The following is a 12,663-nucleotide window of genomic DNA, read 5'->3' on the forward strand; positions in this document are numbered from 1 at the left end:
TCGTTAATATAATAGTTGCAATCATATAAAGAAACCGAGTATTACATTCACAATTTTGTGAACATAATACTCGGTTTTTTAAATATGACTAAAAATGATTAGTGAATGTAGTTATATGAACCAGCTTGACTAGCTGAGATAGTACGTGATGTTACTACACCAGGACCATGTCCATAGTTCATTTCAGAAACGCGAATTGAACCGTCACTGTTTACACTTTCAACGTAAGCAACATGACCAAATCCACCTTGAGTTGTTTGTAAAATAGCACCTGCTGCTGGGCGATTATTTACAGTGTAACCTGCAGCTGCTGCAGCGTTTGCCCAATTATTAGCATTACCCCAAGTTGAACCAACTTTTCCACCTACACGGTCATATACATAATATGTACATTGTCCAGCAGTGTATAAGTTTCCGCCATTTGAAGTTGCTCTTGATAATGAAATACCATTTGAAGATGGTGCAGATGTCGTAGTTACATGTACGTTATGGCTTGTTGCTGAATAACTAGCACCTAAACCGCCTGTACGTTGTGGTGTGTTATAAGCTTGAGTGTTATAGCCATAATCATAATTATTATAATTGTAGTTATTGTAATTGTTGTAAGCTTGAGTATTGTAACCATAATCGTAGCTGTTATTATGGTTTACTTTGTCTGGGCTCCAATTTCCTTGCCAAGTGTAGTGGTAATTACCTTGTTGATCGATTGTATATGAATAACTGTAAGAAGTTGGATCATTTGGGTTATATCCACCATTATTATTTTCTGCTGCTTGAGCATCATGATTTGCAAAAGCGAAAGTAGCGATTCCTGCAGTTGCGATTGTAGCTGTAGCGATTTTTTTCATTTGATAAATATCCTCCAATTTATTTTTATAATTTTAATAGCATAAAAGCTATGTTTTTATGTAAATGAATTCGTTCTTAACGACAAGCAATACTTTACCAAAAAAAAGTAGGTTTGTGGGCGTTGTTATGGATTTGTAATTTTTTGCTAATATTGTTACACAACTTAAAATAAAAATAATACGGCAATGATTTTGTTGAAATATGATGGTTATGCCATTTATTAAATGAATTTAAAATATTACGAAAAAATGTGTTACATATCTGTAAACTTACAGAAAATTTAAATTGTATTATATTTTAAAGGATGAATAATAAATTAAAGCGTAGGACAACATCATTTAATAATATATGTAAAATATGAACTGTTCTTAATAAATGATAGTTATCAACGAGTGATAAAATATATTGAAAAATGGATAAAGTAACTAATAGTCTAAAACATGCTGTTTAAATATAAATGAAAATTGATATAATCTTTAAAAGAATTGATAGTATAGAATATTAAATCGTTATAAAATTGAATGTGAAGATAGAGGTTATCTAATTAAGAGATACTTATTAAATCAAAGCATGAAGTTATGTGGATGATGTTATTGTAAGCAGCGTGAGGAAACAACATGATAGAAAACTATTCAGTCCGAATATTTCAGAATTTAATTATTAATAATAGTAAAGAGTCAAATATCAAACTTATTTATTGGTTAAAAGGGACAGGTAACATGATCGTTAATTTAAAAAAGTATGAGATGTGGCCTGGTCGTGTTTTACTCGTAATGATGAATGATGTATATCAAATTAAAAGTGAAAATCAAGCTATAACTTGTTTAATAGAAGTTTCAACTAAGGATTTCTTGAGATTTGTAACACCTCGAACAAGACTAATAGGTGGAGAAATACCAACGTCGAACTACTCAAAAATTACTGATCTACTAACCAAGTTAATCGAAATAAAATGTATGAATCAAACAGAAGAAATGATGATTGATAAAATTATCAAATATTTATGTATTGAATTATGCTCAATCGCTTCAGATGAAAAAGGGAATCAGGGCATTTCACTCATTTCAGAACCTATTCATAATTATTTAGTAGACAATCACTCAAGAAAAATAAATAAGAATGAATTAGTAAATGCAACTAATGTGCCAAGTCATCAATTAACACAAATGTTTCAACATACACCTTATTATAGTTTTAACCAATATTTAAATCATATTAGACTAAAATTTTGTTTGATTGATATTTTATCAACCGATCAATCAATCGAGTTTATTGCGATAAATCATGGTTTCAATCATTATTCTAGGTTTATCAAATTATTTAAAGATGCTTATGGTCAAACGCCAAAATTAATTAGAAAACTATATATAGAGACGTCTATCTCTAATAATAAAACAAAAGAAATTAAATTGGACGAAAGTATATTAAGACTTTTGAACCACGTGAATAAAGATAATCAACAATCATCTATGATGATTGATGTTCATTTCCCAGTAAGTAAACAGCGCAAAAGGATTGTCCCTCATCAATTATATATAGAAGTGGATAAATTAATAACGCTCAGTCATTTTGATTTGTTGAAATTGAAAGAGAAATTGAATTATAGATGTAAGCCGATCCATATCATTATAGAAGTTGAATTAACTTCACTCATAAAACAAAGCAAGGTATTTGAAGAACATTTAAATCAACGATTAAAAATGTTAAATGATGTGAATATGATTCCAGTTTATAAGATTAAAACAGAACACTCAGATGAATTGACTTCAATTGAAAAAATAGCCATCCAAAAATTAATCAAAATCTTATTTCAAATAAAAAGGCGATTTAAAAATGAAAAATTAGAAGTTTTAATTCGAGGGATTAATATTGATAGAATTAAAGAATTTAAACAATTATTGAATGTATATTTTGATGATTATCAATTAATTTGGTCTCCTTATCAACAACAATTAAATATGATTGATAAGGCTGAAAAACTAGTAGACATGATCATGATTCCTTTAAATAAAGTAAGTCAATTTGATTTTATTAAAAATGAAAAATTAATGATTAGTAATTTGATAGAGGGTAATCATACTTGTTTTATCAAACAGTCGCATTTTAAACAATTTAAAGACATTTTTAAACAACTGAAAAATGTCAATGCTGTCTGTTTACATTGGGATGATATTGATATGAAAGATATACAATTTTCTCAAATCACATCGACTCATTCCATATTGTTTTTATTGGATATTTATAATCAATTGCGTGGTAAAGTTATATTTGAGAATGCTAATTTGATAGTGTCTCATTATAGAAATGAATATCAGTGTATTGCACTACTAGATATACCAATGACTAAAAATCCTAATATTGATTTTGTTCAATTCAATTTCGCAAATATAACTAATATCAATCATGCTGAAATTAACATGATAGACTATCAGCCTTTTATGAAGTCAACTAAAGGAGATAGGAAATCAGATACAAGTGAGATTAAAACAGAAAATTTATATTGGATTGGTGAAATTTGTAAAAAAGAAATAGGTAAAAACACGATACAACTACCAAGTATAGCAATGGTTCATATTAATATTTTAGTTAATGATGTATGACTGGTATGTAAAGGGGAAGATTCATCATGCCAAATGTAAAAATAAAGACGTTTATTGCGCACTACATGATTATTAAAGTCGCTAACGATTATTTAAAATATTCATACCATTTAACATTTGATCATATTAAATTACTTTACTTTTTAGTTAATGAGAAAAACAATGAAAAGTATATGGATCTTAATCAACTTGAAATGGTCGAACAAAAAACAAAGATACTACAAATGTTACAATACTTATATCAACAACATTGGATTTTGAAAGATCGTAAGGATGAAGACCAACGACAATTAAGTATATCGATAACAGAGCTACAGAAACAAAAAATACATTTTTTATTTAGTGAACTTCTTGAAATGCTTAATTCAAATCAATTAATTATAAATGCTACAACAAAACATTCTATTAAATATGTTATAACCTGTAATGAAATGATTAGTTACATTAGTCAATGTTTAAATAAATATAACCTTTCAATTGAAGAACTCTATGTACTAGCTACATTACTTATTAATGAAAATGAAATGACAATTAAGTATATGAGATATCAAACACAAAGAGGTGTTGTAGCTTTAAGTCCCAATATAAAGAAGTTGAAACAAAAGGGTTATATTATAAAAGAAAGATGTGTCGAAGATGAACGTACGATCAAACTTAAAATAAAACATTCTAATATGAACTTAGTCGTTTCTATCATTGAATCATGTTATGAAATTTTAAAAAAGGGAATTAAAGATATATAAATAGATGAGTTATAGATAGAAGGAGTTTGTGTATGATTTTAGATAATGTCAATCCCAATGATTTATTCCCAACTGAAAAGAAAGGTCCTTCAGTGTTAGGAATTATGGATTACCTAGTTCAAGGACAATCTCAATTTGAGGGTGCATTTATAGCTACGTCTGAACGTTTAATTATGAATGTAGATATGAATGGTCAATTCTATTATAGAAATATTGGCTACGATGAAGTGAATGAAATTGAATATGATGGTGAAACAATTATATTTAATTTTAATATTGGTAAAATACCGATGCACGATTTTAAATCTAATGAAGTTCAAGCGTTTGTTGATTTTGTAAAAGATAAAATACAGGCTTAAACAAGCGGTTATAAGAAATATTTGAAATGAAACTGTCAATACTACTAATGATATATAGCGATATGCCATGATAATACGTATTATTATGGCATATCGTTATTTTTATTTTAATATTGCTTAGCAATTTATTATTTGTAAAAATCCAACTAATCAAATGGGAATTATAAAAATTTTAAAATATACGCTTTCAGAATAAGTGGTAAATTTGTGATATATATATTTTAATAACCATGAAAAAAGTTAAATAAATGTTTGAGAAAAGAAATAAATATATAAATGCAAATTCGAGTAATAAAATTATTGAATTTTTAAACTTGTTTGTTTAAAATGAACTTTGTAACATGGGTGGAGATCAATTCAGTAAGATGAAATTATGTAAACCTTGCTACAACAAGATGTGCATCAGAGGAGTGGTTTTAGAATGGCAAAAATAAAAAATATTAATGATTTAGTTGACGCTACATTTCAAGTGAAAAAATTCTTTAGAGATACAAAAAAGCAATATAATCTTAACTATGAAGAAATTTATATTCTGAATTACATATTAAAAAGTGAGTCTAATGAAATATCTTCTAAAGAAATTGCAACATGTTCTGAATTTAAACCATATTACTTAACTAAAGCATTACAAAAATTAAAAGAGTTAAATTTATTATCTAAAAAGAGAAGCGTGCATGACGAACGTACAGTAATAGTTTTTGTGACAAAAGAACAAAAGGATAAAATTAAGCAACTCATTGATGAATTAGAACAATATATCTAAGTGACTTGTTTTATTATATTTTATATTTAATGGTTCAAATTCAGATAATTAATTGTGATGGAAAGTAAGTTTTGGAATTGAGTAAGAAAGTGGAGCATTAGTTGTTACGCTTTTATCGTGTAGCTAGGGAATTATAGGTGTTTATCATTATAAACTTATTGGAAAATGGGTGTGTTTCAAGGTTAATGAATGTTTTCTTATTGTAGATACGATAAAAATGATCCATTAACCACAAACTGAATAGCATCTTAATTACATAATTTAGCTTCGCCCCTTATTTTTCAAATAAAGAAAGGCTTGGTTACCAAATGGCAACCAAGCCTTTTTAAATTTTAATCATTTTGACACTTGATTCACATTAATATTTTCTTAAGAAATTTAAATTTCTATCATACAGCATATTAGCAATATAAGCTTGAACTGTTTCAAGGATCTTTTCAATATACTGTGTACGGTTAGATAAAATTCTAATCGATAGCCCGTGTGTTGGTAATTGTGAAATGCCAAGTCGACAATTTAATTCTTTCTCAAAATGTTTAATTTGATCATAAACCTCATCGATAAATCTTTGATTTACATTAGGATGAATAAAATAAGCTGATCCTAAATGAGTATAATTTTCCATATAACCAATAGAATCTATTGAATTTTTTTCGGGATTTAACATAAGGTTATCATAAGTTACTAATTCATTATCGATGTATATTTCATTTACCAAATGCATATACTTATATGAAAAGTTTTTATCTTCTGATGAATAACCAGGTGTAAGAATATCAGTATAAAACATGGCACTGGTTTGATCTAAGTCAAAGCGATTGTATTGATAAAATTTAGCATTTTCGTATGCAATAATTGGATCTGCCACATATTCCATGTATGCGTTTGGCTTTAAATGGAATGTTTGATACTGTTCCACTCTGTCGTTTAATGTTTTATAAATTTTCGTCGCACCTTGAGAAGTCAGTGTTACACTAGCATTTTCTTCAATATTAAAATTCATTGAATAACGATCACCGTCAAGATAACCACCACCGACATTAACAATATAGAAAGTAGGGATGGTTGATCCGTTTAAATATACTGGACGAATAACTTTTAATGCTTTTTCAAAAAAGATATCACGTGCAACAGAACGACTTCCATTATTAAATACGGTTAAATCAAGTTGACCTGTCCAAGCTTGTTGAGACATTATGATAATCCTTTAAGTAAAGTATCTCGTTCAATCCACTTAATCACTTCATCAAGACCTTCATCTGTTTTTAAGTTAGTAAACGCGAATGGTCTGTCGCCTCTAAATACTTTTGTATCTTCAGCCATTTGTTCTAACGATGCGCCAACATGTGGTGCTAAATCCGTTTTATTGATGATGAAAAAGTCTGATTTAATCATACCTTGTCCACCTTTACGAGGGATTTTTTCACCTTGAGCAACGTCGATAATATAGATTGAAAAATCTACAAGTTCAGGACTGAATGTAGCTGCTAAGTTGTCGCCACCAGATTCAATAAAGATAAGTTCAATATCATCATTACGTTCTAATAACTCATCAATAGCAGCAAAGTTCATAGAAGCATCTTCACGAATTGCTGTATGAGGGCAACCACCTGTTTCTACACCAATAATTCTATCTTCAGGTAAGACACCTGTATTAACTAAGATCTTTTCGTCTTCTTTTGTATAAATGTCATTCGTTATAACGCCGATGCTCATATCTTTGGCTAGACGTCTAACTACTTTTTCTATTAATTGGGTTTTACCTGCACCAACAGGGCCACCAATTCCAATTTTAATTGGTTCAGTCATACTGATACCTCCTATGAAATAAAGATTCTTACATTAACATTTTCATGTTCCATTTGGTTTAATTCTAAACCGGGTGCTGTCATACCAAAGTCGCTTTCATCAAGTGATAATATATGATTTCTTGTTTCTTCGATATAAGGCACCATTTGTGTAACCACTTTTTGCCCAGCAGTTTGTCCTAAAGGAATAGCTCTCACTGCATTTTGTGTTAAACTTGATACATTTTGATAAAGGTAATAATCAATGATTGTTCCTATATCAACACCTAAATGATAACCAAGCATAGTGAAGCAGATAGCTGGATGCAATTTGGCTTTTTTATTTTTCATTTGTTCATGATACCAATTAATCCATTCGCTATCGTATAATTCCGTCGCTAATTTCACCATACGTGTTCCCATCTGTTTTGCACCAACACGTGTTTCTTTAGGAATACTTTGTACGAATATAAGTTGATCCATACGTAAAATCTTTTCTGTGTCATTTGCTTCTAGAGCCTCATAGACAATTCTCATCGCAAGACCATCCGAATACGTTAACTGTTCATTTAAAAATAATTTTAACCATTGTACAAAAGTGTCATCATTATTGACTGACTCACGTTGTATATAGGTTTCTAATCCGAATGAGTGACTGAAAGCACCCGTTGGAAATTGCGAATCACAGAACTGAAATAAACGTAAATTTTGATGATCAATCATGGGAATGTCCTATATGTCTAAATGCTTGATTTACTTTTCTATCTTCGTGACTATATGGAATACCTAAAGATTTTAGTAAATCTTCTACAAGATAGTCATATTGTACTAACATTTCAGTTTCTGTGAACTGTGCTGGTAAATGACGGTTCCCAAGTTGATGAGCAATATCTCCCATTTCTTTTAAATTACGTGGTTTAATCACTAATAAATCTTCAGAATTAACATCTACGACAATCATATTGTTCTCATCTTGATATAAAATATCACCATATTGTAAGTCGATAGGTTGTTTTAATCGAATACCTAATTCGTTACCATGATCTGTTTTGACACGTTGAATACGTTTAACTAAATCAGAATTTTCTAGATATACTTTTTCGACATGTTTATTTTTTTCTTCAGCTGATAAATTGGCTATATTGCCTTGTATTTCTTCGATAATCATTAATATGCTTCCTCCTAGAATAAGAAGTATCTTTGAGTTAATGGTAACTCAGTTGCTGCTTCACTCGTAATTTTTTCCCCATCAACATAAACTTCATATGTTTGTGGATCAACATCTAATTTAGGTGTTGCACTGTTATTCTTCATATCTGCTTTTGTCAAGTTACGGATATTTTTAACAGGTCTTACCATACGTTGTAAGTTAAGTTGTCTGTAAATACCATTTTCATAAGCAGTATTAGATACAAATGTCATAGCTGTATGAGTAATATTACCGCCATATTGTCCATACATTCTACGATATTTCATTGGTTCTGATGTTGGGATAGAACCATTAGCATCACCATTAACTGCTACATTTATTAAACCGCCTTTTACTACAAGCTCAGGTTTAACACCAAAGAAAGCAGGATCCCATAATACTAAGTCAGCTAATTTACCAGATTCAATTGAACCAACATAGTCAGAAATACCATGTGTAATAGCAGGGTTAATTGTATATTTCGCAATATAACGTTTAATACGATTATTATCGTTATATTCTGAATCGTCTTCTAATGGACCACGTTGTTCTTTCATACGATGAGCGGTTTGCCATGCACGCGTGATAACTTCACCGACACGTCCCATCGCTTGTGAGTCAGAACTAATCATACTGAATACACCCATATCTTGTAATACATCTTCAGCAGCAATAGTTTCTTTACGAATACGTGAGTCTGCAAATGCAATATCTTCTGGAATTGAAGCATTTAAATGGTGTGTAATCATAACCATATCTAAGTGTTCATCTACAGTATTATGCGTATAAGGTAATGTAGGGTTAGTAGATGAAGGTAAGATATTTGAATAAGACGCTGATTTAATTAAGTCAGGTGCATGTCCGCCACCAGCACCTTCAGTATGATACATGTGTAAGACACGATTATTAACTGCTTTCATTGTATCTTCCATAAAACCAGCTTCGTTTAATGTATCGGCATGAAGTGCAATTTGAACATCGAATTCATCTGCTACGTCTAATGCATGACTTAATGCTGATGGTGTAGCACCCCAGTCTTCATGAACTTTTAAACCAATAACACCAGCATGGATTTGTTCGATAAGTGCTGTGTGATTGACTGCTTGTCCTTTACCTGTAAAACCAACATTGATAGGTAATGCTTCTGCAGCTTCTAACATACGATGTATATGCCAAGGACCAGGGGTTACAGTTGTTGCTTTTGCACCTTCTGAAGCACCAGTACCACCACCGATATGTGTTGTAATACCGCTTTCTAATGCGACTTCTGCTTGCTCAGGATTGATAAAGTGAACATGAGTATCAATACCACCAGCTGTTACGATTTTCCCTTCTGCAGAAATAATATCAGTTGTACTACCAATGATGATATTCACATTATCCATAATGTCAGGATTACCCGCTTTACCGATTGCAAAAATATAGCCGTTTTTAATTCCGATATCCGCTTTAACAATTTTGTCATAATCGATAATCATTGCGTTCGTTAAAACTAAATCGGCTACATTTTTATCATCACGAGTTACGTTAGGATTCTGTGCCATACCATCACGAATAGATTTCCCACCACCGAATGTAGCTTCGTCACCATAATTAGCATAATCTTTCTCAACTTCTGCAAATAGGTTAGTATCACCTAATCTTACAGCGTCACCAACGGTTGGACCGTATAAACTTGTGTATTGTGATTGCGTCATTTTAAAGCTCATTATTTAGTACCACCTTTTTTATTGACATTATCATGGCCTTCGTCATTGAATACGCCTGCATATTTATCGTCTTCGCCAGTAGGACGATATACACGGGAACCATCGATAGGGCCATTTACAAATCCGCGGAAGCCATAAATTCTACGATTACCTGCATACTCTACAAGTTGGACTTGTTTGACATCTCCAGGTTCAAATCTGACAGCTGCACCAGCAGGAATATCTAAATGTTTACCGTAAGCTTTGTCGCGTTCAAAATCCAAAGCTAAGTTAGCCTCAAAAAAGTGGAAATGTGAGCCTATTTGAATAGGGCGATCTCCAGTGTTTTTTACTTCAAGTACCGTTTCTGGTGAATTTGGGTTAATTTCAATATCTGTATTTTTAATTCTAATTTCTCCAGGAATCATATTAACGTCCTCCTTAAACTATTGGATGATGGACAGTGATTAATTTAGTTCCATCTGGGAATGTTGCTTCGATTTCGATTTCAGTAATCATACTTGCAACACCATCCATTACATCTTCTTCATTTAAAATTGTTTTACCAAAGCTCATTAATTCAGCTACTGTTTTTCCATCTCTTGCGCCTTCTAATAATTCGTCACTAATTAAAGCAAGTGCTTCTGGATGGTTTAGTTTAAGGCCTCGTGCTTTTCTGCGACGAGCAACTTCTGCAGCCACAACAATCATTAATTTATCTTGCTCTCGTTGTGTAAAATGCAAAATAATCCCTTCTTTCAAATATTTATAATTGCAAAATAAACTTGCAAATTTTATATTAGGACGATTTTTAATAATTAACAAGTATAATGAGTCGATAAGTTTCAAATTTTAAATAAAAGGCACAAAATATTTGATTTTTAGAATGCAATTATAAAAATCATTTAATTTTATTAATACGTATATTATATAAAAAGAGTAAATAACATATTTATACACATTTTTTAAAAAGTGATGTATCATGATAATTATGAAATTAGGGGGCATATGTCATGAAAGCAGTAAGTATTATCTTAAAGAATATATCCCAAGTGTTATTAATTAATAATCATTACACAGGATTATTAGTGTTAATTGCTTTATTTATTGGTAATTGGAAAGTGGGATTAAGTGCACTCGTTGGAAGTATAATCGCATATGTATTAGCACCACATGTTAATTATTCTAATGAAGAGATCAATGATGGTTTAGCTGGTTTTAGTCCAGTATTAACTGCAATTGCATTAACTTTGTTTTTAAATGAAAATTGGGCAGGTATTTTGATAACGATTGTGGCTACTGTGCTAACTTTACCAGTTGGTTCAGCTATTAGAGAATGGTTAAAGCCATATGGTATAGCAATGTTAACTGCACCATTTGTTATTGTAACTTGGTTTGCAGTTTCAATTTCAGAACAAGTGAGAGCTGTTAAAACACCGTTGAATATCATTCCGGGAACTGTAGAATCCATTGTGAAGAACCATAGTTCTGAACATGTAAATATCATTAAAACCACTTTAGAAGGCTTTAGTGAAGTCTTTATTATTCCTAGCGTATGGGCAGGCTTGCTTATATTAATTGGTATTTTAATTGGCTCTAGAAAAGCAACGGTATATGCCGTTTTAGGTAATATACTCGGTTTTGTAATTGTAGCAATGTTAGGTGGTAACGTGAATGACATTAATCAAGGGTTATTTGGTTATAATTTAATTTTAACAGCAATTGCATTGGGTACCACATTCAAGACGAGTATCAATACATATTTTTCAACATTCCTAGGGTTATTATTAACTGTATTATTACATTTGGGTTTGAATACGATGCTTGAACCTATTGGATTACCATCATTAACAATGCCATTTATTCTAGCGACATGGATTATGTTATTTGCTGGTCGTCCTCATAGAAATCTCGAGAACAAGAATTAGTTAAAAAACTCTGGTTCACGCTTATTTAAAAGTGTTGTGTTCCAGAGTTTTAGTTTATGACACTAAATAATGGGTTGTATGATGTTCTAACTTATGGAAGATGAGCTCAATAATAATCGCTAAAGCCCAATAAAATAGTGCAGCGACCGTATAAACTGGTACAAATTGATAGCCTTCATTAGCAATTTCAGTACTAATTGCCATTATTTCAGTTACTTGGACAGCAAAAGCGAGCGATGTCCCTTTTAATAGCATAATAAATTGGTTTTCAATATTAGGTAGTGCATATCCAAATGCTTGTGGAAATACTATACGTCGATAAACATTCCAATTGGATAAGCCTACTGTTTGTGCAGCTTCGATTTGTTTTGTATCTACTGAAAGTAAACCACCTTTAATTGATTCGGATAAGTATGCAGTTGCATGTAATGAAAAAGTGATAGCTGCAATCATTAAAGGAGGGACCATATCTGGATTCATTTTTGTATTGAATATGGTGTTAAACCAAAGAATGAATGCTGGGACTCCATAATAAAACACAAATAATTGAACTATTAAGGGTGTACTTCTAAAAAATGAATTATAGATGACTACAAATTGAGATAGTCCAGGAATTCGATGTAAACGAATCAGAGCAAATATGGATCCAATCAGTATCCCTACACACATGGCTATTAAAGTTACTGCTAAAGTGTGAGGTACACCTTTTAAAACTTCAATAATAGTATGGAAAATAAAAGTCACTGGTATATCCCCC

The 12,663-nt window shown here is 31.0% G+C and carries 14 protein-coding genes; 5 read left to right on the forward strand and 9 right to left on the reverse strand.

Annotated elements, in window-relative coordinates; genetic code table 11:
* Positions 1-98: 98 nt before the first annotated feature.
* Positions 99-848, reverse strand: coding sequence for a CHAP domain-containing protein (locus tag P7F85_RS02975; protein WP_002465515.1), 750 nt, complete (start codon positions 846-848; stop codon positions 99-101).
* 618 nt (positions 849-1,466) lie between these two features.
* Between P7F85_RS02975 and P7F85_RS02980 the strand changes: the two genes are divergently transcribed.
* The 4 genes from P7F85_RS02980 to P7F85_RS02995 all read left to right on the forward strand — a co-directional run bounded on the left by P7F85_RS02980 (position 1,467) and on the right by P7F85_RS02995 (position 5,314).
* Positions 1,467-3,449, forward strand: a complete 1,983-nt coding sequence (locus P7F85_RS02980; protein WP_002465514.1) for a helix-turn-helix transcriptional regulator — start codon at positions 1,467-1,469, stop codon at positions 3,447-3,449.
* 26 nt (positions 3,450-3,475) lie between these two features.
* Positions 3,476-4,192 (forward strand): transcriptional regulator, SarA/Rot family, encoded by a 717-nt coding sequence (locus tag P7F85_RS02985; RefSeq protein WP_002465509.1) that lies wholly within the window; start codon positions 3,476-3,478, stop codon positions 4,190-4,192.
* Positions 4,193-4,224: 32 nt separating this feature from the next.
* The gene (locus P7F85_RS02990; protein WP_031464038.1) at positions 4,225-4,551 is read left to right on the forward strand and encodes a hypothetical protein; all 327 of its coding nucleotides are present in this window, start codon (positions 4,225-4,227) and stop codon (positions 4,549-4,551) included.
* Positions 4,552-4,972: 421 nt separating this feature from the next.
* On the forward strand, positions 4,973-5,314 hold the full coding sequence (locus P7F85_RS02995) for a transcriptional regulator, SarA/Rot family (protein WP_002465419.1): 342 nt from the start codon (positions 4,973-4,975) through the stop codon (positions 5,312-5,314).
* A 358-nt stretch (positions 5,315-5,672) separates the two neighbouring features.
* Here P7F85_RS02995 and P7F85_RS03000 read toward each other — a convergent pair whose 3' ends face one another.
* From P7F85_RS03000 to P7F85_RS03030, 7 genes are read right to left on the reverse strand one after another with little or no spacing between them, the layout of a single operon-like run.
* Complete coding sequence (locus P7F85_RS03000; protein ID WP_002465418.1) at positions 5,673-6,509, reverse strand: urease accessory protein UreD; 837 nt, start codon at positions 6,507-6,509, stop codon at positions 5,673-5,675.
* Positions 6,509-7,123 (reverse strand): urease accessory protein UreG, encoded by a 615-nt coding sequence (ureG, locus tag P7F85_RS03005; RefSeq protein WP_002465435.1) that lies wholly within the window; start codon positions 7,121-7,123, stop codon positions 6,509-6,511. Before ureG ends, P7F85_RS03000 begins: the two co-directional genes overlap by 1 nt.
* A gap of 11 nt (positions 7,124-7,134) precedes the next feature.
* On the reverse strand, positions 7,135-7,824 hold the full coding sequence (locus P7F85_RS03010) for an urease accessory protein UreF (RefSeq protein ID WP_002465437.1): 690 nt from the start codon (positions 7,822-7,824) through the stop codon (positions 7,135-7,137).
* On the reverse strand, positions 7,817-8,269 hold the full coding sequence (ureE, locus tag P7F85_RS03015) for an urease accessory protein UreE (protein WP_015364779.1): 453 nt from the start codon (positions 8,267-8,269) through the stop codon (positions 7,817-7,819). The genes P7F85_RS03010 and ureE overlap by 8 nt, the downstream gene beginning before the upstream one ends.
* A gap of 14 nt (positions 8,270-8,283) precedes the next feature.
* Positions 8,284-9,999 carry an urease subunit alpha gene (ureC, locus tag P7F85_RS03020; RefSeq protein WP_002465441.1) on the reverse strand — a complete coding sequence of 572 codons (1,716 nt, stop codon included), beginning with the start codon at positions 9,997-9,999 and terminating at the stop codon, positions 8,284-8,286.
* Entirely contained in the window at positions 9,999-10,406 is a 408-nt protein-coding gene (locus P7F85_RS03025) for an urease subunit beta (RefSeq protein ID WP_002465420.1), read from the reverse strand. Before P7F85_RS03025 ends, ureC begins: the two co-directional genes overlap by 1 nt.
* A 13-nt stretch (positions 10,407-10,419) precedes the next feature.
* On the reverse strand, positions 10,420-10,722 hold the full coding sequence (locus P7F85_RS03030; RefSeq protein WP_002465430.1) for an urease subunit gamma: 303 nt from the start codon (positions 10,720-10,722) through the stop codon (positions 10,420-10,422).
* A 269-nt stretch (positions 10,723-10,991) separates the two neighbouring features.
* Here P7F85_RS03030 and yut point away from each other — a divergent pair, with 269 nt between their 5' ends.
* Positions 10,992-11,906 (forward strand): urea transporter, encoded by a 915-nt coding sequence (gene yut, locus P7F85_RS03035; RefSeq protein WP_002465416.1) that lies wholly within the window; start codon positions 10,992-10,994, stop codon positions 11,904-11,906.
* A 54-nt stretch (positions 11,907-11,960) separates the two neighbouring features.
* Here yut and P7F85_RS03040 read toward each other — a convergent pair whose 3' ends face one another.
* Positions 11,961-12,650 (reverse strand): amino acid ABC transporter permease, encoded by a 690-nt coding sequence (locus P7F85_RS03040; RefSeq protein ID WP_002465438.1) that lies wholly within the window; start codon positions 12,648-12,650, stop codon positions 11,961-11,963.
* Positions 12,651-12,663: the final 13 nt, after the last annotated feature.

The sequence above is a fragment of the Staphylococcus sp. aM genome (genome assembly GCF_052975125.1).